General features: G+C 70.1%; 15 protein-coding genes. 8 read left to right on the plus strand and 7 right to left on the minus strand.

Going from position 1 to position 18862, the window contains the following annotated elements; all coding sequences use genetic code 11:
- The first annotated feature begins 96 nt into the window (after positions 1 to 96).
- The 4 genes from VF794_RS28510 to VF794_RS28525 all read left to right on the plus strand — a co-directional run bounded on the left by VF794_RS28510 (position 97) and on the right by VF794_RS28525 (position 6330).
- Entirely contained in the window at positions 97 to 1839 is a 1743-nt protein-coding gene (locus tag VF794_RS28510) for a GTPase domain-containing protein (RefSeq protein ID WP_331115787.1), read from the plus strand.
- Positions 1840 to 2111: 272 nt separating this feature from the next.
- On the plus strand, positions 2112 to 2474 hold the full coding sequence (locus tag VF794_RS28515; protein ID WP_331115789.1) for a helix-turn-helix transcriptional regulator: 363 nt from the start codon (positions 2112 to 2114) through the stop codon (positions 2472 to 2474).
- 182 nt (positions 2475 to 2656) lie between these two features.
- Entirely contained in the window at positions 2657 to 4627 is a 1971-nt protein-coding gene (gene traA, locus VF794_RS28520; protein ID WP_331115860.1) for an outer membrane exchange protein TraA, read from the plus strand.
- The gene (locus VF794_RS28525) at positions 4624 to 6330 is read left to right on the plus strand and encodes an OmpA family protein (RefSeq protein WP_331115791.1); all 1707 of its coding nucleotides are present in this window, start codon (positions 4624 to 4626) and stop codon (positions 6328 to 6330) included. Before traA ends, VF794_RS28525 begins: the two co-directional genes overlap by 4 nt.
- Before the next feature lie 43 nt (positions 6331 to 6373).
- On the opposite strand, the gene VF794_RS28530 is transcribed toward VF794_RS28525, so the two are convergent.
- The gene (locus tag VF794_RS28530; protein ID WP_331115792.1) at positions 6374 to 7222 is read right to left on the minus strand and encodes an Ig-like domain-containing protein; all 849 of its coding nucleotides are present in this window, start codon (positions 7220 to 7222) and stop codon (positions 6374 to 6376) included.
- 210 nt (positions 7223 to 7432) lie between these two features.
- Between VF794_RS28530 and VF794_RS28535 the strand changes: the two genes are divergently transcribed.
- Positions 7433 to 8200 (plus strand): lysophospholipid acyltransferase family protein, encoded by a 768-nt coding sequence (locus tag VF794_RS28535; RefSeq protein ID WP_331115794.1) that lies wholly within the window; start codon positions 7433 to 7435, stop codon positions 8198 to 8200.
- Positions 8201 to 8204: 4 nt separating this feature from the next.
- Here the strand turns inward: VF794_RS28535 and VF794_RS28540 are convergent, their stop codons facing one another.
- The gene (locus VF794_RS28540) at positions 8205 to 9887 is read right to left on the minus strand and encodes a lipase maturation factor family protein (protein WP_331115796.1); all 1683 of its coding nucleotides are present in this window, start codon (positions 9885 to 9887) and stop codon (positions 8205 to 8207) included.
- Between the two features lie 131 nt (positions 9888 to 10018).
- Here VF794_RS28540 and VF794_RS28545 point away from each other — a divergent pair, with 131 nt between their 5' ends.
- Positions 10019 to 10672 carry an MBL fold metallo-hydrolase gene (locus VF794_RS28545; protein WP_331115798.1) on the plus strand — a complete coding sequence of 218 codons (654 nt, stop codon included), beginning with the start codon at positions 10019 to 10021 and terminating at the stop codon, positions 10670 to 10672.
- On the opposite strand, the gene VF794_RS28550 is transcribed toward VF794_RS28545, so the two are convergent.
- Both VF794_RS28550 and VF794_RS28555 read right to left on the minus strand, forming a co-directional pair.
- On the minus strand, positions 10669 to 10821 hold the full coding sequence (locus VF794_RS28550) for a hypothetical protein (RefSeq protein WP_331115800.1): 153 nt from the start codon (positions 10819 to 10821) through the stop codon (positions 10669 to 10671). The two genes, VF794_RS28545 and VF794_RS28550, sit on opposite strands and share 4 nt — an antisense overlap.
- Before the next feature lie 103 nt (positions 10822 to 10924).
- The gene (locus VF794_RS28555; RefSeq protein WP_331115802.1) at positions 10925 to 12202 is read right to left on the minus strand and encodes a hypothetical protein; all 1278 of its coding nucleotides are present in this window, start codon (positions 12200 to 12202) and stop codon (positions 10925 to 10927) included.
- 156 nt (positions 12203 to 12358) lie between these two features.
- On the opposite strand from VF794_RS28555, the gene VF794_RS28560 reads away from it, so the two are divergent.
- Complete coding sequence (locus VF794_RS28560; protein WP_331115804.1) at positions 12359 to 13456, plus strand: PAS domain-containing sensor histidine kinase; 1098 nt, start codon at positions 12359 to 12361, stop codon at positions 13454 to 13456.
- Complete coding sequence (locus VF794_RS28565; protein WP_331115806.1) at positions 13453 to 13944, plus strand: response regulator; 492 nt, start codon at positions 13453 to 13455, stop codon at positions 13942 to 13944. The genes VF794_RS28560 and VF794_RS28565 overlap by 4 nt, the downstream gene beginning before the upstream one ends.
- Here VF794_RS28565 and VF794_RS28570 read toward each other — a convergent pair.
- From VF794_RS28570 to VF794_RS28580, 3 genes are all read right to left on the minus strand, one after another.
- The gene (locus VF794_RS28570; RefSeq protein WP_331115808.1) at positions 13872 to 14576 is read right to left on the minus strand and encodes a hypothetical protein; all 705 of its coding nucleotides are present in this window, start codon (positions 14574 to 14576) and stop codon (positions 13872 to 13874) included. The genes VF794_RS28565 and VF794_RS28570 overlap by 73 nt on opposite strands.
- Positions 14577 to 14596: 20 nt before the next feature.
- On the minus strand, positions 14597 to 17725 hold the full coding sequence (locus VF794_RS28575) for a TonB-dependent receptor (protein WP_331115810.1): 3129 nt from the start codon (positions 17723 to 17725) through the stop codon (positions 14597 to 14599).
- 101 nt (positions 17726 to 17826) lie between these two features.
- Entirely contained in the window at positions 17827 to 18855 is a 1029-nt protein-coding gene (locus VF794_RS28580) for a hypothetical protein (protein ID WP_331115812.1), read from the minus strand.
- Positions 18856 to 18862: the final 7 nt, after the last annotated feature.

An 18862-nucleotide genomic window follows, 5' to 3' on the forward strand; every position in this document is an offset into this window, starting at 1 on the left:
CCAGGCCGACGTCCCGCGCATCCGTCCAGGGCCGACACACCTGACACGTCTCCCGTGGGCATCCGGCCCGGCACGTGCTGTCCTCCGGGCCACCGGATGAACGACCTCGCCCACCTGCACACCACCCTCGAATCCGCCCGCGACGCCCTCCCGCTCCCCGAGCGCTTTCCGGAGGCCGCCGACGCGGACACCGCCCGCCGACTCCTGGAGCGGCTGCGGCGCGACCTGATACCCCGACTCGGCGGCGCGGACGCCCCCCTGCTGCTGGTGGCCATCGCCGGGCCGAACAACGTGGGCAAGTCCACCCTCTTCAACGCCCTGGTGGGCACGCCCCTCTCCCCGGCCCGTCCCGAGGGAGGCCTCACCAAGCAGTGCCTCGCCGCCGCGCACCCCGACTCGTGGACGGGCTCGCTCAAGGACTTCCTCACCAGCCGCTACGACATCGTCACCGTGGCCTCGGGCGAGGCCGCGCCGGTGGACCAACCGGGCCCGTCCGGGCGCCTCTACCTCGTGCTCGCGGAGGCGGTGCCCCGGGGACTGGTGGTGATGGACACACCGGACTTCGACAGCGTCTACCGTGACAACCGCGAGCGCGCCGAGGCCCTGCTCGTCACCGTGGACGTGCTCGCCTTCGTCGTCAGCCGGCAGACGTACCAGAACGCCGCGCTGGTGGACTTCCTGCGCGCCGCCGTGGGCCACGGGCGCCCCTACCTCCTCGTCTACAACGAGTCCACCCGCGAGGAGGTGGCGCGCGGCCACCTGGAGAAGCTGGCCTCGGACGTGGGCCACCCGCCCCTGGCGCGCTACCTCGCCCCGCACCAGCCGGAGGTGGAGGCCGGGGAGAAGCCCCTCGCTACGCACCCGTTGGATGCCGCGCCCCGGCTCGCCACGCTGCTGGGTGAGGCCGAGCATGCCCGCGCCCTCAAGGCCCAGGCGCTGGCCGCCTCGCTGCGGGACGCGCGCGCGGAGATGGAGCAATTGGCCCGGGCCGCCACCAGCGCGGCCCACGGGCCCGAGCGGCTGCGCCAGCGCGTGCGGCACGAGCTGCTCACGGTGGGGGCGCACGCGGCCCTCAAGGCGGTGCCCGCGGACGTGCTCATCGAGGCCTTCCGCGATGAATTGGACGCGCGCAGCGCCTTCCACCGCTACGTGCGCCTGCCCTTCCGGGGAGTGGCCACCGCCCTCACCTTCCTCTCGCGCCAGGTGCGCCGCTCCTTCACGGGCCCCGAGCCCACCGCCGCCCCGGTGCTCCAGGTGACGGACGACACCCTCCGAGACGGGGTACGCCGGTTGGTGGAGGTGTTCGCCCCGGAGGTGGCCGCATGGCATGGGGACGCGCGGACGCGCGAGCTGCTCGCGGAGAGCTTCGGGCCCGCCAATCTTGCGCGTCTGGACGAGCCCCTGGGCTTCGACGCCCTGCACGCCCACGCGGCGGACCGGGCCAGCCTCTACGGCTTCTGCCGGGGGATGGTGGCCACCGAGCTCGAGGGCGGCATGCGCGAGGAGCTGCTCCAGGCCCTCACCACGCTCGTCTACTCCGTGCCCTCGGGGGCCGCCGCGGCGGTGACGGTGGCCACGGGCGGCTTCGGCCATGACGCCGTCATCTGGGCCGGCACGCTCCTGTCCACGCCCTTGATGGAGCGCTTCGTGGACATGCTGGGCGCGGACGTGCGCGAGCGCGTCACCCGCAGGTGGGCCGAGGCCCACGGCGCCACCCTCGCCCAGGCCCTGGAGCAGCGCTTCTTCACGGCCCTGCTCGGCCACCTCGACACGCAGGTGGCGCAGTGGGAACGCACCGCTTCCGCCCTCTCCGAGACGACCCGACGGCTCTCCCACTGAGCACCCACCGTGTCAGACCCTCCCTTCATAGTGTGTCTACCCGCAACTCGAGGGACACAGGCGGCGGGTGGGAGTGCTTCGCACATGGTTGTTGTGAGGGACGGGACGAGGTCGGCGTGGGGTGGTATGGCGTCGGGTCCGGACCCTCGCGAAGGCGGGTAGGGAACAGGGTGACTTTAGAAATAGGGTCGAAGAAGTGACCTTTACAGTCCTGTTCCGACAACCTGATGCGTCGTATTCCGGCTTGCCTACATCGTAGGGTGGGTCGAGGAATGGACAAGAAACTGGCGAAGACGATTGGGGAAGCCGCTCGGACGGCGCGTCTGCGTGCGCAGCTCACCCAGGCGGATGTGGCGGAAATGGTGGACCTGGTCACGGAGGTGTACGGACGAATCGAGCGCGGCGGCATGGTCCCGAGCGTGCCGACGCTGCTGCGGCTGTGCCGGGCACTGAGGATTTCCGCGGACGAACTGCTGGGGCTGGCGGGACCGGATGGAGCCTTGCGGCTCGCCGAGCCGGCGGGCGAGCAGGGAGAGAAGCCCGAGGTGCGCGCGGTGCTGCGAGTGCTTCGCCAGCTCGACTCCGGGCAGATCAAGCTGCTGGGTCGGGTGGCCGTGGCGTTGAAGAAGGAGTAGGCGTCGCCCGCTTGCTAGTGGCCGAGGCGGAAGCCGGGTACACTTCCGTCCTACCCCCCACAGTGTTCCCGGCGTTAACTTGACCTCCGAAGTTGGCCGGGGAATCCTCCAGGCCAGTGTCCGTGTACCTCTTCCGAAGAATGGCCGCCCTCGCGGCGGTGCTGCTGGCAGGGCTGGCCGGGATGCCCGCAGCCGGCGAGCCGTTGCCGCCTGTCGTCGTTGAGGGAGAGCCTATAGCGCCCTCGCCCGGGAACCCGGGCACCGGACTGTGCATGTCGTCCAGGGTGTCGACGAGCCCCGCGACGGATTTCCCCCAGAGCGTCGCGACCTTCAGCGGCGGCATCGACACCTTCCTGGAAACCGCTCCCAGCGCGAGCAATCCCAACGTCCGTTTCACCCAGGTACTGCGGACGCCGCTCGACCTGTCGAACAACAACAGTTCCGGCCTGCAGTCGAGCTACGGCGACTTCGTGGACGCCATGACGGCTTGGGGCTGCCAGAAGGGCGGTTGCGACCTCTTCCGCAACGACACGAGTACTTCCTTCGCCTCGCGAATGCGCGGCTACCTGAACGTGACCCCCGAGATGGTGGGGCGCCTGCTGCACTTCGGTCTCTACACCGATGACGCGGCGAGCCTCGTCATCTTCGACCGGAACGCCAGATTCTACGAGGTCGTGGTCCGGCCGCCGCAGCTTGGTGCCCCAACGTGGCGCACGACCAATAGCGTCACATTCAGGAAGTCTGGTCTCTACCCGGTCGAGTTTCTCTACGCGGAGATCACCGAGCATGCCGCGCTGGAAGTATCCGTCCTCATCGGCGACTTCGTTGACTTCGAGCGGACGGCAAACGACAGCCCCGTGAACTTGCGGTCTAGTGGCTTCACGGTGCTGGAGCCCGCGCGCTTCTTCCAGACGGAGAGCGGGCGCCAGTCGTATCCAGACCCGAGTCAGTGCCAGCAGTGCAAGCGCCAGTTCACAAACAGCGCCGGCAACAACGGGTGCGACCCGAGCTACTACTGCAACGGCGCCGCGCTGTGTGCCCCCTGTGACTCCGCCGCATTCTGCGGCCCGAGCTGCTCGCCCTGCGGTGCCTCCACGCCGCTGTGTCTCAACCGCAACGGCACGTTCACCTGTGTCCAGTGCTCGGAAGACTCGCAGTGCCCCAACGGCCGCTGCGACCTGAACACCAATGAGTGCCGCGGTTGCAGGACCGACGCGAACTGCCCCAAGGGCGAGTACTGCGGCGCCGACAACGAGTGTCACGAGTGCACCACGAACGACCATTGTCCCCGTGGTCAGGTCTGCGCCGACAACTCCTGCCAGCCTTGCTCCACCAACGACAGCTGCGCGGGCTCCTCCTGCAACTGCTGCCCCGGCGGCCTCAAGTGCGGCTCGCCCGCTCCCGGCGCCTCGCCCTCCTGCGTCGAGTGCACTAACGACACCGAGTGCTCCGACGGCAAGCGCTGCGACATCGCCAACGGTCGCTGCGTGGAGAAGGTCGCCGAGTGCAACACCTCCGAGCGCTGCGGCTCCCAATGCGCCAAGTGCCCCTCGGACCGCCCCTTCTGCCTCGACGGCCAGGTGTGCGTCGAGTGCCGCTCCGACCTCGAGTGCGGTGACGGCAAGTTCTGCCTCAGTGGCGAGTGCGCCTCCTGCACCACCGACAAGCGCTGCGGCGAGCGCTGCGAGGCCTGCCCCGGAGAGACGCCCTTCTGCCTCACCGATGGCACCACCGCGGGCAGCTCCTGCGTGGGCTGCCGCCAGAACGAGGACTGCGGCCCGGGTGGCGCCTGCGACCCCACCACGCGCACGTGCAGTGCCTCCACCTGCTCGGTGACCTGCACCGAGGGCACCGTGTGCCACGGCGACGCCTGCGTGCAGTGCTTCGCCGATGCCCACTGCCCCTGCGGCGGCACCTGCGACACCGCCACCAACATCTGCTCCACCTCCTGCGACGCCAGCGACGACTGCCTCGGCGTCCAGCACTGCTCCGCCTCCACCCAGCAGTGTGAGCGCGGCCGCCGCAAGCCCGGCACCGAGCCCCAGGGTGGCTCCTTCTGCTGTGGCACCACCTCGGGCAGCACTCCCGGCGGCCTCACCCTGCTGCTCCTCGTCGCCGCCTTCCTCGCCCTCCGCCCCCGACGCGCCGCATGAAGCGCTCCGCCTCCATCGCCCTCGGCCTCGCGCTGGGGCTCTTCACCACTGGGCTCGCCTCCGCCCAGGACGCCCGTTTCGACGTCCAGGCCTTCCGTCCCCTCGGAGCGCCCCAGGACCTCGTCGTCGTCGGCCAGTCGCGCCCCGTTGGAAACCTGGCCGTCACTGGCGGTGCCTTCCTCAACTTCGCCCTGGACCCGCTCGTGCTCGTCGCCGCGGGCACCCACTCCAAGGCCCTCAGCGTGGTGGGCAACCGCCTTCAGCTCGACATCATGGCTTCCGTGGGGCTGCTCGATTGGGTGGAGCTCGGCGTGGACATGCCCCTGGTGCTCGCCCAGGGTTCGGACAACCTGGAGGCCATTGGCACCGAGGGCTTCGTCCAGTCCTTCGTCCCGGGTGACCTGCGTCTCACCGCCAAGGTCGCCCTCCCCGGCCTTCGCCGCACCGCCGGGGGCTCTGGCCTGGGCGCCTCCCTTACCTTCGGCCTTGGCCTGCCCACCGGCATCCAGGAGGCCTTCACCAGCGATGGAGAGGTCACCTACACGCCCGGCCTCGTGGTGGACTACCGCTTCGGCTCGGGCATGCTCCTGGCCCTCAACACCGGCTTCTGGCTACGCCCGGAGCGCCAGTTCGCTGGCGTCCAGTGGGGCAACTCCGCCACCTTCGGACTCGGCGCCGAGGTGCCCATCCTGCGCAGTCGCGGCATCTTCGCCGTGGGCATGCTCTCTGGCAGCACCCCGCTCGACAAGCTCCCCACCAGCACCCAGCAGATTCCCGCCGAGCTCCTCCTCGGCTTGCGCTGGTACAACACCGCCACCGGCCTTACCTTCACCGTCGGAGGCGGCGGGGGTTGTGGCTGCTCGCTGACAGCTCCCACCCTGCGCCTCTTCAGCTCCGTCATCTGGGGAGATCGTTCCAAGCTCAAGGACTTCGAGCGCCCTCCGGAGCCTCCCGTGGACCCGGATTTCGACTCCGTCATCGGCAAGGGCGACCGCTGCCCGTCCGTGGCCGGCCTCGTGGAGAACGGCGGCTGCCCCGACACGGACTCGGATGGGGATACCGTGGTGGACCGTCTCGACCAATGCCCTGTCCAGGCCGGTTCGGCGCAATTCGGCGGCTGTCCGGACCCGGACGAGGACGGCGATGCCCTGGTGGACCGGCTCGATCGCTGCCCCACCGTCGCTCAAGGCCCGCGGGGCCAGGACGGCTGCCCGTTCGCGCACATCAAGGGCAACAAGATCCTCATCCTGGACCAGGTCCACTTCGCTACCGACCAGGACATCATCCTCCCCGAGTCCTTCCCCATCCTCGAGGAGGTGGCCGAGGTGATGCTGGATCACTCGGAGATCCAGCGCGTGCTCGTCGAGGCCCACACGGACGCGCGGGCCAGCGATGCGTACAACTACGACCTGTCGCGCCGCCGCGCCGCCAGCGTGATGAACTTCCTCCTCGATAGCGGCATCGCCGTGGAGCGCCTGTGTTCCGCCGGCTTCGGTCGCAGCCGCCCCGTGGCGGGCAACGAGAACCGGAACGAGAGTGAGATGGCGGCGAACCGGCGCATCGAGTTCACCATCCAGCCGCCCGTCAAGGGACCGCCGCCGCCCTGCCCGCCGGACCCGGCCGCCGGGTTTGTCCCGCCCGTGGGGAGCAAGGCCAAGCGCTCGCTGCCCTCGGAGCGCAAGGCCACCGTGACGCCTCCCTAGAGGAGAGCGCCTCGGCGGCCAGGGGTGAAGCGAAGCGCGGGCCTTAGCGGCCCGCCGTCTTGACCTCGAAGACGACCTCGGCGGCCGCCTTGCGCCGACCCGCGGTGGCCGTCACCACCGTGCGACCCGGCCCCACCGCCGTCACCTGCCCGGTGGGGGACACCGTCGCCACCGTCCAGTCCGAGCTGAACCAGGACACGGGCACGTCGCTCAAGGCAATGCCCCGGCCGTTGAACGTCTTGGCGCGCAGCTGAAGCTGCTGCCCCGGCTTGGCGAAGACGAGGTGCGTGGGCTCCACCTCCACCCGCGCGAAGTCCGAGCGCACCACCTGTACCTGGAGGTTGCGGCTCAGCGGCGGCACGGTCGCGGTGACGGTGGCCCGCCCGGGCGCCACGCCCACCAGCCGCCCGTTCTCCACCTTCGCCACGGACTCGTCGCTGGACTTCCACGCCGGCGGCACGTCCACCAGCGGCTTGCCCAGCTCGTTCTTCACCACCGCGGAGATGGGGATGGAGTTGCCCGCCAACAGGAAGTCCGCCCCGTCCACCCGGATGTCCACCACGCTCGGGATGGACACCTGCACCTCCAGCTGCGCCCGGGCCTTGCCCGCCGCCGCGGCGATGGTCGCCTTGCCGGACCGGCGCGCCACCACCACGCCGTCCTCCACCGACGCGACATCCGGCGCCGAGCTCACCCAGCGCAGCTTCGGGTTCTCCACCGGCTGGCCCTTCGCATCGAGCGCCACGGCCCGCACCACCACCGACTCACCGGAGGCGTGCAGGGGCCGCGTCTCCGGAATGGAGAGCGTGAGCGAGTCCGGAGCCGAGCGGCAGGCGCCCAGCACCAGGGCGGACGCGAGGAGCAACGAGCGGGAGGAAGGGAAGCGAGTCACGGCGGTAGGGGGACCAGACGGGCAAACGAGGGTGCCTGCCCAACAGAGGCGCGAGAAACTCTATTTCGTTACGGCCCACGCGCCACCATTCGCCCGCCCGCCGCTCCCACCCGAGCCTGGAGGGCGGGCGGGCGGCCCTCGGACAAGTCCCTCCGGGCGAGGCTGGACGCGGGGCCCGGGCCTGCTCACGGTGAGAGGCAGGACCCGACCTTGATTCACAACGCCTTCACACTCCTGTCCCTCCTGCCGCCGCGCCCCCGCCGGGCCGCCGTGCGCAAGCTGATGGACACCGTCTGGGACTTCCGCACCACCCAGGAGGTCCTCGGCAAGGAGCACCTCCCGGACGAGCCCTGCCTCTTCATCTGCAACCACCTCTCCAACGCGGATGGCTTCACGCTCGCCCGGGCCCTGCGGCCCCGGCGGGTGTTCTTCCTCGCCGGCATCAAGCTCCAGGACACCGTGATGACCCGGCTCGGCACCGAGGCGGTGGACACCATCTTCATCCGCCCCAACTCGGCGGACACCGAGCCCCTCAAGCGCGCGGTGGAAATGCTCAAGTCGGGCCAGTCCGTCCTCATCTTCCCCGAGGGTGGCCGCAGCCGAACGGGCGCGCTCATCCAGGCCAAGAAGGGCGCCTCGCTCATCGCCCGGCGGGCGGGCGTCCCCATCGTCCCCGTCGCCCTCACCGGTACCGAGCGCTTCATGCCCATCGATGACCGGAACATGGGCCGGGAGAAGGTACGTCGGGCCCACCTCACCGTCCGCTTCGGCCGGCCCTTTCGCATCGAGGAGCTCGAGGCGGAGATCTCCGGCGCCGAGGACCCGCGCCAGGCCCTCACCGATGCGATGATGCGGCGCGTGGCGGAGCTGCTGCCCCCGGAGTACCGCGGCGCCTACGCCAGCCCCGACGAGCCCGCCTCCCACGAGGACTCTCCGGCGTTTTCGGGGGCGGAGCTTCCCTCCGAGCCCGCCCGCTGAGCCCTCACTCCCCGGCGTGCCACTGGAGGAGGCTGCGCGAGCCACTCGGCGCGAAGCTCAACGGCGGGAGGTAGAGCCCCAACCGCTCGCGCTTCCACCAGGCCCCCGTGCGCCGGTACGTCTCCAGGTCCGTCATCCGGTAGTCATGGAGGACGGCGCGCATGTAGCGCGGCGGGTGCTCCGGGAAGGGATTGCGCGCGAAGAGCTTCAGCACTTCCGGCGAGCCCTCCAACAGCCGCACCACCAGCGCCAGCATCCAGCTCGGCGGCGAGCCCAGCGCGGCGAACCACATCTGCCAGTCCAATCGGGGCTGGTGCGGCGCCACCTGCCTCGGCGCCCGGTGGGGATCGCTCACCTTGTAGCGGAAGGTGTACTCCCGCCACGTCTCGCCATCGTCGGAGCCCTCGAGGGAGATTTCCGGCCGGCGCACCGTCATCACCGCGAAGAGGCCATAGGGATTCACGATGCGCAGCGGGCGGACCCGCATCTCCAGCCAGCTCAGCCAGCGTGGCGTGAGGGAGCGGTCCAAGCGGGAGACAAGCTCGTTCACCCCGAGGGCCAGGAGCGGCGCGGCGGGCAACCACGCCCCCACCGTGCGCCACACGGGCCGGGGCTCGGTGGGCGGCGGGCGCGAGCGCGGCAGGACGCGCCCGAGGGCCTCGTCATCCAGCAGCCACAGGCCCAGCACCAGTGACTGCACATTGAAGAAGCCGTAGTTGCCCGTGGCGATGATGAGCCCCTGGAGCCCGGAGAAGAACCCGAAGGCCGCGAGCCGCAGCCGTCTCGGGGCGAAGGCGAGGAAGGGGCCCACCGTCTCCAGCACCAGCACCGAGAGCGTGGAGAGCTTCTGAAGCCGCTGGGGCAGGTGGTGCGCGTACCAGCCCCCGCGCGTGGGGAGCGGTGCCGTCTCGTAGTAGTGGGTGCAGGCAGTGAGCTGGCGCCACGTCTTGTCGCCGGACTTCAGCTTGGCCACGCCAGCGCCGAAATAGAGGCGGAAGACGAGCGCGCGCCACAGCGCCACCTGGGCCGCGGAGGGCTCGTGCCGCCCCGCCCCCGGCCGCAGTCCCGCCGGCGCGGTGAGGATGCCGAGCAGCCCCATCTCCGTCAGCAGCACGTCCCACTGGAAGGAGAGGAACTCGCGCCCCGCCGCCGTATAGGAGAGGTAGAGGGCCCACAGCGCCGTCAGCGAGGCCTGGGGCGCGATGCCCGACATCACCGCCACGGACAGCACCTGGCCCGCGCGGATGCCACGCACCAGCGTCTCGTCCGACGCGTCCACCCAGAAGAGCGAGGGCACCAACTGGAAGCGCTCGCGCCCCAGCGCGGCCAGCCGCTTCGAGGAGAAGAGCTCGTTCATCGGCAGCACGCCGCGCGAGCCGTAGAGCCCCTTCACCTGCTTTCCCAGCGAGGTGAAGGCGATGAGATAGACGCCACCCAGCGCGCGGAGGAACACCTGGCGCACGAGCCGGTGGTGCGGAGGCTCCACCGAGCGCTCCCGGAGGAACCGGGCCACGTTCCGCACCCGCGTCCGCCTCGGGGCGAGGACGAGGGACGCCACCCGCGCCGCCTGCAGCAGGGCCCGGACCCGGAATCGCCTCCGCCGCACCAGCCGTCGGGGAACTCGAGCAGACAAGTAACCGAGCACCCGGATGGCCGCCTGGGCTCCCTTCGAGCGGATACCGCGCATGAGGCTCCTCCTGACCCTGGAAACTGGGCGCACCCGGAGCGGGGTGCCGTTGAGGGCCCGTCCCTCGGCCTGGAAGCGCCCGAGCAACCGGGCCCCCACACCTCCTCACAACCGGTGCCTAATTTTCCTCCATGAGCGAGCCCAAGGAACGAGCCGACCGTACGGTGCAGGTGCTTCCCGGCATCCACCGATGGAGCGTCCGGGATGACCGCATCGGCGGCGTGGACAGCGAGGCCTATGCCGTGGTGGCCGAGGACGGCGCCGTCACCCTCATCGACCCCCTCCCCATTGACGAGAAAGCGCTGCGGAAGCTGGGCCGGGTGGAGGCCATCGTGCTCACCTCCGGCAACCACCAACGAGCGGCCTGGCACTTCCGCAAGCTGTTCGGCGCTCCCGTCTGGGTCCCGCAGCAGGCGTACGGCCTGGAGGACAACCCCGACGCCACCTACGGCGCCGGTGACAACCTCCCCGGCGGCCTCGTGGCCTACCACACGCCCGGCCCCGCCATCGCCATGTACGCCCTCTGGCTGGAGCGGCCCCGGAGGGTCATCTTCCTCTCCGACCTCCTCACCCACCTCGACGAGGGCACCCCGCGCTTCGTGGACAGCCAATACCAGGACGACCCCGCGCGCACCCGGATGAGCATCCAGCGCATCCTCGACCACCTGCCCCTCGAGGTGCTCTGCTTCGCGCACGGCAGCCCCATCCTCAGCGATGGCGCCACCGCGCTCCGGCGCGCCCTGGACGAGGACACCGAGGCCCCCGCCCCCGCCGAGCCCATCTAACCGCCCGACTTCATCCCCGCGTCCAGGCGGCAGCTCACGGACAGGGACAGCACCACCTCGTCCACCGACACCGCCTGCTGCGTCACCGGGCCGGGCGGCTCGCAGTTGACGACTTGAAGCGGAGCGCGCTCGGACTGGGCCAGGGACATGAACGACCGGGCGCGCTCCACCCAGCGCTTCGAGGTGGGCCTCACGCTCAACGTGCTCTGCCGCCTCGATGTGGTGCGAGCCCCCTGACCCTCTCCCGGCCCGTCAGTCCACCCGGAGCACGGCGACGTCGGGCTCGACCTTCCTCGCCGGCCCCGGCACCACGGCCAGCTCCCCCTGCTTCACCGCGCACGTGGCCTCCTGGGGGTGCACCACGCGCACGGAGTTGAGCGTCTCGGGCCGGCCGAACTTCACCAGACTGGTGGCGAGCATCAGCTCCTGCTTCTTGCCGCTGTCACTATCGCTGTAGACGACGCTGATGCCCTTGAAGGGCATGGGCAGCTTCACCTTCACCTGGTAGCCCTTCTTGCCGGGCAGCTCGGCGCGCTCGACACCCAGCGGCTGCTTCGGCGAGCCGAAGGCGGGGAACACCTTCCCGTCCACGAGGCGGATGCCCCACTGCACCGGCAACTGCTCCTTCGCGGGCTTGCCGCAGCCGGTGAGATCCTCGGGCGCATGCGGGGCCAGCCACAGCTCCAGGTGGTCATCGTTGAGCCACTTCGCGCTCGGGCCCGTCCACTTGTCGTCGCGGACCTCGACGAGCAGCGTGTCCGATGCCACCAGCAGCGCCTTCAGCGCCGCGTCCTTCGGATCATCCTGGTTGCCCAGCAGGAAGTGGCCCGACTCGAGGGCACACGTGCCGAGCCCGGCCTGCTTCCACCCCTCCTGGAGGAAGCCCCTCTCCACCTGCACCTGGGGCAGGTACGGCAGGGTCCGCTCGCCAGGCGAGGACTCCCCCGACTCGCAGTCGGGAGCGGCGCGGATCACCTCGCCGCGCAGCCCGTCGAAGTCCCAGAAGTCACCGTCCTCCTTCACCTCGCCGCTCGCGGAGGCGGAGGAGGTGCGCTGGCTTTCGTTCATCAACTGGAGGGGCGAGAGCCGCAGCGTGCGCGTGGTGCTCCACTTCTCGCGGCTGCCGCCCGTCCGCTCGTGGGTGAACTGGTTGTCGCTCACCGTCACCGTGTCCTCGCCCACGCCCGCGGCGCCATAGCCGTCGTTGCACACGGACAGCAGGAGCTGGGCGGGCCGCGGCGGGGCCACCAGCCACCACTCGGAGGCCTCGCACTCGCCCTCCGCCCGCGAGCCCGTCGCCTTGCGGCCTCCCGGGCCGAACTTGCGTCCCAGCGACTGGCCCGCTGTGTCAATGCCCACCCAGCCGAGGTTCAGGTGCTTCACTTGAAGCGCCTGACCCCGCGCGTCCTTGCCCGCATCGAGCGTTTCCACGACGCGACAGGGCTCGCGCTTCGCGCAGAGCGGATCCGAGGAAGAGGCGGGCGGAGCACCCAGGAGGCAGAGCAGCAACACGGCGGGGGTCACGTTCATGGCGCGACAGCTTGCACCAGCCGGTAGGCCGGATTGAATCTTCTGTCGTGCCCGCCCCTCTGGGTAATTGACGGGCGAGCGGCCGCTCTCGAAGAAACTGGCTCTTGTAGGGAGTTGAAACAGACGCCATCCCCCCGACGTCAGGAGAAGTCATTGATGGAGACAGCCCTCCCGCTGGACCAATACCGGCTCCTGGTCGAGCACTCGCCGACGATGGTCTGGCGCTCGGGGTTGGACACGCTGTGCAACTACTTCAACCCCACCTGGCTGCGCTTCACGGGACGCCCCCTGGAGCAAGAGGTGGGTGAGGGGTGGGTAGAGGGCGTCCACCCGGATGACATGCGCCGCTGCGTGGACACCTACCTCTCGCACTTCGAGCGGCGCGAGTCCTTCGAGATGGAGTACCGGCTGCGGCGCCATGACGGCGTCCACCGCTACCTCTTCGACCGGGGCGTGCCCTACACCGACGAGCAGGGGCGCTTCGCCGGCTTCATCGGCAGCTGCGTGGACGTCCACGAGCGCCGCGAGGCGGACCGGGCCAAGGCGACGTTCCTCGCGCTCGCCGCTCACGAGCTGCGCACGCCGCTCACCTCGGTGACGATGTACCTGGAGGCGCTGCGCCGCCAGCTCGCGCGTGGGGACGCGTCCTCGGGAGGCACGGCGTTGGACCGGATGAGCGCGCAGCTCGACCGGGTCACCCTGCTGGTGCGGGACCTGGAGGACACCGGGCGCATGAACGCGGACATGCCGCTCGTCTTGAGCAAGGAGGAGCTGGATCTGGCCGAGCTGGTCCAGGTCGTCGTGGCCCACCACCGCGACGCCGAGACGCACCGCGCCCGGGGGCCGCGGTCCCATGCTTTCGAGCTGTCCATCGCCCCGGGCTCCTACCGCCTCCTGGCGGACCGCCAGCGCCTGGAGCAGGTGGTGAACAACCTGCTCGGCAACGCGGTGAAGTTCTCGCCCAGGGGAGGTCCCATCCGGATCGCCCTGGCGCCCGAGGGGAGCGACTTCACGCTGTCCATCTCCGACCGGGGCATTGGCATTCCCGCCGCCGACCTCCCCTCGCTGACCCGGCGCTACTTCCGCGCGAGCAACGTGTCCGCCGAGAACTTCCCGGGGCTCGGGCTCGGACTGTCGCTCGTGCAGGAACTCCTGGCGGTGCACGGCGGACGGCTCCACTTCCAGAGCGAGCTGGACCAGGGAACGACCGTCACCTTCGTCCTCCCCTTGGCCCCGGCCGAGGTGCGGACATGAAGCGCGTGCTCCTGGTGGATGACGATCCGGACATCCGGGACTCGCTCACCCTGCTGCTGGACCTGAACTACGTGGTCACCCCCGCGGAGGATGGCGCCGTCGCGCTGGAGTTGATGAAGGCCCAGCGGTTCGACGCCGTGGTGCTCGACCTGATGATGCCCGTGCTCGACGGCACCCGCTTCCTGGAGGAGCTCCACCAGCTCGGCATCCAGGTGCCCGTCATCCTCATCTCCGCGCACCGCGACCTCGAGGAGCGGCACCGCCGGCTGGGCGTCTTCTCCTACCTGCGCAAGCCCTTCAACATCGTGGAGCTGGAGAAGCGGCTCGCGCAGGCCCTCCGCCCTGGAGGCACGGGCGGGCCCCTGGGCTCCGGAGGGACGGGGGACACCGCCCTCCGGGGCTCACGAGAACCGGATCAGGGCACCAGCGCCGGCGGCTGGCCATCCAGCACGCACAGGTTGGTGGTCTCCTCGCAGGCGATGGCGTAGGCGGGATCCAACGACAGGCCCGGGCGTGGCAGCTTGCACACGCTCGGATCGCGCACCGTCACCGTCTTGGTGGGATCATTGGGATCCTGGGCCTGCTTCTCGCACTTGATGGCGGGGAAGACGCCCACCGCCTCGTAGGTGGCCGTGCAGTCCCCCTCCGTGTAGGCCAGCTCCGCCGTCCACTGTGTGCCCGGAATCGCCGCCGTGCCCTGCATGCGCACGCTGCTCCACCGGTAGCTCAAGTCCTTGTTTTCCGATTGAACGACCTGCCGGGCCTCGGACAGCTCGGCGACCGCGCACACGCTGTCCGCATCCGGGTACTCGGTGGCGAACGCCCCCGAGGCCGTAACGGAGTGCGCCGGATCCTTCCCCTCCAGCGCGGCCAGCGGCGCTGGCTTCAGCATCAGGGTGGGCGGCACGTCCGAGCCGGGCACCCGGAAGGCCTGGGCCCCGACGATCTCCGCCTTCTTCTGCGCGCATGCGCCCGTGCCCGTCTTCAACGTGTAGCGCACGGCATGGTTGCCGCGCCCCACCGTGCACTGCGGCGCGGGCTGCTCCGCGCCAGCGCACGCGCCCAACCAGGCCGCGCACCCCAGCGACCCCACCCATGCGAGAACTCGAGATGTCTTCATGATGTCTGGCTCCGTTGGCTCTAGAAGGCCAGACGCGCGCCGATGCGGATGCTGCGGGGCGCCTGGTAGGAGGTGGGCTTCTCGAAGTTGGGATTGAGAGCCGGCGAGGCACCGGCCCGGTTCTTCACGTTCGCGAGGTCGGCCTGCGTGCCGCCCACCACCGCGTCGATGTTGTCGAAGGTGTAGTTCTGGTCCACCGACGTGACGGCCTGGAAGTTGAACAGGTTGAAGGTGTCCATCGTCACCGAGCCCAGCAGGCCCCGGCCCAGCTTGTAGTTGACGCCCACGTGGGCATCCACGTTGTGCACCCAGGGCAGCTCACCGCCGCTACCACGCGGCAGGATGAAGGTGTTGCCCGCGCCGTAGAGGTAGTGCGAGCCCATCACGTTGATGGGCGCGCCCGAGGTGCCCCGGTACGACAGGCCCACGTTGAAGCTCGCCGAGGAGGAGAGCACGAACTCGCGAGCGCCGAACACCTTGAGGGCGTGCGTGTGGTTGAGGGGCAGCGGCCCTTCCTTGTTCTGCATCATCTCGATGAGATCGAAGTCCGAGGTGACGTTGGGGGCGAGCTGGTTGGTGTCCGGACGGTAGAGGCCGGAGTAGTTGCCGCGCAGGTAGGACCACGTGTAGCTGGCCTGGGCGAGCCACAGGTCCGAGAACGTCTTGTTGAAGTAGACGCTGACGGCATCGTAGTCACGCACGGGCTTGGGGAACGCGGCGCCGATGCCCCGGCCCGGGTTGCCGATGAAGTAGTTGGTGGTCTCGTTGACCGACATGTCCTCGATGATGTCGTTCATCTTGCGGTGGGTGTACGTGGTGCCCACGTTGGCGCGCGGGAGCACCTCGTACTCACCGCCCACGAGGAACTCGTCCGAGGACTGCGGCTTGAGCTCCGGGTCCACCGGGCTGTTGATGGCGAACGTCTGGGTGAAGCGGCGGCTGATGTCGGTGCTGGGGCCACCAGGCACCGGCACGTTGCGCGCGTCCTGGCACTCCGCGTAGGGCTCGGCCTGGTGGAGCGGGTCACACCCCGGGCCGCCAGCGGAGGTGGGGGTGCTGCTGCGCGTGGCCCGGATGCGGGTGATGTTGGAGAACTGCGAGTTCACCATGGCCAGCACGGCGTTCTGATAGTAGCGCGCGTAGCTGGCGAAGAGCTTGGAGCGGCCCTGCTGGGTGAAGTCGTAGACGAGCCCCACGCGCGGCGAGAGCTGATCCGGCAGCGCGAAGGCCAGGTCGCCTCCGGTACCGTAGATGGCCTGGGTGTCGTAGCGCACGCCCGCGTTGAGGATGACGCGGTCCAGGATGCTCCAGCTGTCCTGCACGAAGACGCCCACGGCGTCGGCGCGGGTGGAGGTATTCACCTGGCGCTGGAGCTGCACCTGGTCCGGGCCGGTGAGGTAGCCGAACGCGCGGAAGTCCGTGAAGCTCGCCCCGTTGACCGCCTCGGTGTAGAGGACCTGGCCCGAGTAGGCGCGCGCGTCGCGGTTGGTCATCACCTCCACGTCGGCGCCAGCCTTGATGACGTGGTGGCCGAGCGCGTTGAGCAGCAGGGTGCCCACGACGTTGGCCTGATAGCGGTCCACCGTGCGGTCCAGCAGGAAGCCGGGGCCGCCCAGGAAGTAGCTGGACACCGGGCAGAGCGAGGCACCGGCCGTCCCGGCGGGGTCGCACACCGAGGGGTCCTCGAGCTGCTCGAGGTCATTGAGGGAGCGGAAGGGATTGCGGCGCAGCTCGAACTGCGGCACGCCGGAGTAGCCCGAGCCATTGCCGATGCCGCTGCCATCCACTGGCAGGGTGGTGTCCGTCTGGTGGTGCCAGCCCGCGTTGACGTCCAGCAGCACGCGCTTGTCGAGGAAGGCCGAGGACAGCTTGAGGGAGAGGTCGCGCGCATCCGACGTATAGAGGTGGGCGAGCGCCTCGTAGCGGCCATTCAGGTTCTCCACCTCGACGGCGCCGCTGTCCAGGTTGTAGCCGAAGCGGTTCTCGCCACCGGAGCTGGACGGAGTGCCGTACACCGACAGGGTGAGGCTGTGGTCCGGGTGCGCCTGCCAGGTGAGCTTGCCGAGGTACTGCACGGAGCGCTGGTCGGCGAAGAAGTTCCGGGTGGTGTTGGGGATGCGCTCGGTGCGGGTGAAGCCGTTCGCGTCCTTGTCGCCCGCCACGAGGGTGTTGAAGTTGCGCTCGAGCTGCCGGCGCGTGAAGGAGGGCGCCACGCCCGCGTAGAACCAGACCTTGTCCTTGACGATGGGGCCACCGAGGGCGGCGCCGAAGTCACCCAGGTTCCACAGCCGCTGGTCCGTGCTGATGACGGTGCCCTCGCGCGCCACGCGGGTGGCCGGGCCCTCGAAGAGGCCCGGGGTGAGGTTGCCGAAGACGGCGCCGTGGAACTCGTTGGAGCCGGACTTGGTGACGGCCGTCATCACCCCGCCCGTGGAGCGGCCGAACTCGGGCATGAAGCCACCGGTGATGACGTTCACCTCCTGGATGAACTCCACCGACAGCGGCGTGCCGAGGATGCCCAGCGCCGGGTTGCCCGTGGACAGGCCGTCCACCAGGAAGCCGTTCTCCGGCGAGGTGGTGCCGTTGAGCGACACGCCGTAGGCATCCGAGCTGGCACCGGGGGCGAGCTCGGCGAGGCTCTCGAAGGAGCGGCCGGCGGAGCCCTTCGAGCCAGGGCGCACCACGGCGAGCCTGCTCACCATCTCGTTGTCCACGCTCACGCCCGTGCGAGTGGAGCCCACGTCCACGGCGGGCGGAGCGGCCACCACGTTCATCGTCGTCTCGAAGCCCTCCGGGAGGAGCTCGGCGTTGAGGCGGATGGTGCGGTTGAGGCGCAGGGTGATCTCCCCGCGCGCGTAGGGCTGGAAGGCCTCCTTCTCGAAGCGCAGGGTGTACACCCCCGGAGGAAGCTGCGGCAGCCGGTAGAGACCCGTGGCGTCGGTGACGGCCACCTGCTCTCCCTGGAGGCTGGGAGAGGTGGCGGTCACCACCACGTCCGGAACGGGTTTCTTGCTGTTGGCGTCCAGCACCGTGCCGGTCAGCACGGAGGTATTCTGCTGCGCCAGCGCGGCTGGCATCCACATGCACACGCCGAGCGCCAGCGCGGCCGCGAGGACGCGCGCTTGCTGATTCTGAAGACGTCGATCCAAAGGAAGGCCCTCTGTCGGGCGCCCGCCCGCTCCATGCCGGCCGGCGCCATTGAGCCCCCTGCTACACTGTAATTCCCTGGAAAAACAAGGGAGCCCCCGCTCTACCAGCGCCGGACGAAGAGAAGACTCGCGGCCACCTTCAACGCGGGGCCCGTCACCTGCCCGCGCAGCTCGCTCGCGCCCTCGGCGAAACGCAGCTCCATGCCGCTCAAGGTGAGTCGCGAGTCCGTGCCCAGACTCCAGCGTCTACCGCCCACGGCCTCCGCGGCCCGCGCGAGGGCGGTGTCGAAATCGGTACCCGAGGGCAGGAAGCGGAGCTGCTCGACGATCCACGGCACCTCGACGCGCCCGGGGATGAGAGGGGATTCCGGGCCAGCCAGGGCGCGCAGGATGCCCGGGCCCGTCGCCTCGGGCAGGAAGACGAGGGAGCCAGGACGGAGGACCGCGTGCCCCATCTGCTCGGCGCCACTCGGCTCTCGGAACGCCGCCATGAAACAGGCCACCGGGGACAGGCGCGCGTGGTCGGCTCCGCTGACGAGTCCGGGCAGCCGGCGGCGAAGCTCCAGCGCCCCGGTGAGGTGCGCGGCGCGCTCCGCCTCCACCCGCTCCATCTCCTCGCCGAGTTCGTGGCTCCACTTGCTCCACTCGTGGCGCCTGGCTCCCAACAGCAGGGGCAGCAAGCCGCCCACCTTCTGGAGTTCATGGGGCCCAGGCACCGGCCTCGGGCCCAGCTCGACGAGCCCCTGTGCGAGCAGCGCGAGTCGCTCCAGGTCCTCCACGAGCGACGGAGCCCCGGAGGTCCGGACGTACCAGCCGAGCCGCTCGTGGACGAGCGCCTCCAGCCGGGCCCGACGGGCTCGCACGTCCCGGAGGAAGGCGGGGCCCGGTGCGCTCTCCGGCCAGCCCTCGGACTCCGCGCGCCGCAGGACGCGCTCCAGGGCCTCCGTATACGTGGACTCGCAGTCCAGGACGGACCGGACGAGCTCGGGCTCTCGCCGCAGGCGGCACTCCCAGCCCCACCACCAGGAGAGGGCCCGCTGGAGCCGGACATGGTGCCCGCTGGCGGCCTCCAACACCTCGAGGCGCCCCTCGAGCTGGCGCCTTACGTCCTCGACCGAGGGGCCTCGCATGCGCTCA

This window comes from Archangium sp. (genome assembly GCF_036389735.1).
In the GTDB taxonomy this organism is placed as follows: Bacteria; Myxococcota; Myxococcia; order Myxococcales; family Myxococcaceae; genus Archangium.

Excerpts from the sequence above, each read along its gene's own strand:
- VF794_RS28510 (WP_331115787.1), top strand. The coding sequence starts at position 97 with ATGAACGACCTCGCCCACCTGCACACCACCCTCGAATCCGCCCGCGAC.
- VF794_RS28515 (WP_331115789.1), top strand. The coding sequence starts at position 2,112 with ATGGACAAGAAACTGGCGAAGACGATTGGGGAAGCCGCTCGGACGGCG.
- traA (WP_331115860.1), top strand. The coding sequence starts at position 2,657 with ATGCCCGCAGCCGGCGAGCCGTTGCCGCCTGTCGTCGTTGAGGGAGAG.
- VF794_RS28525 (WP_331115791.1), top strand. The coding sequence starts at position 4,624 with ATGAAGCGCTCCGCCTCCATCGCCCTCGGCCTCGCGCTGGGGCTCTTC.
- VF794_RS28540 (WP_331115796.1), bottom strand. The coding sequence starts at position 9,887 with ATGCGCGGTATCCGCTCGAAGGGAGCCCAGGCGGCCATCCGGGTGCTC.
- VF794_RS28545 (WP_331115798.1), top strand. The coding sequence starts at position 10,019 with ATGAGCGAGCCCAAGGAACGAGCCGACCGTACGGTGCAGGTGCTTCCC.
- VF794_RS28550 (WP_331115800.1), bottom strand. The coding sequence starts at position 10,821 with ATGTCCCTGGCCCAGTCCGAGCGCGCTCCGCTTCAAGTCGTCAACTGC.
- VF794_RS28555 (WP_331115802.1), bottom strand. The coding sequence starts at position 12,202 with ATGAACGTGACCCCCGCCGTGTTGCTGCTCTGCCTCCTGGGTGCTCCG.
- VF794_RS28560 (WP_331115804.1), top strand. The coding sequence starts at position 12,359 with ATGGAGACAGCCCTCCCGCTGGACCAATACCGGCTCCTGGTCGAGCAC.
- VF794_RS28565 (WP_331115806.1), top strand. The coding sequence starts at position 13,453 with ATGAAGCGCGTGCTCCTGGTGGATGACGATCCGGACATCCGGGACTCG.
- VF794_RS28570 (WP_331115808.1), bottom strand. The coding sequence starts at position 14,576 with ATGAAGACATCTCGAGTTCTCGCATGGGTGGGGTCGCTGGGGTGCGCG.
- VF794_RS28580 (WP_331115812.1), bottom strand. The coding sequence starts at position 18,855 with ATGCGAGGCCCCTCGGTCGAGGACGTAAGGCGCCAGCTCGAGGGGCGC.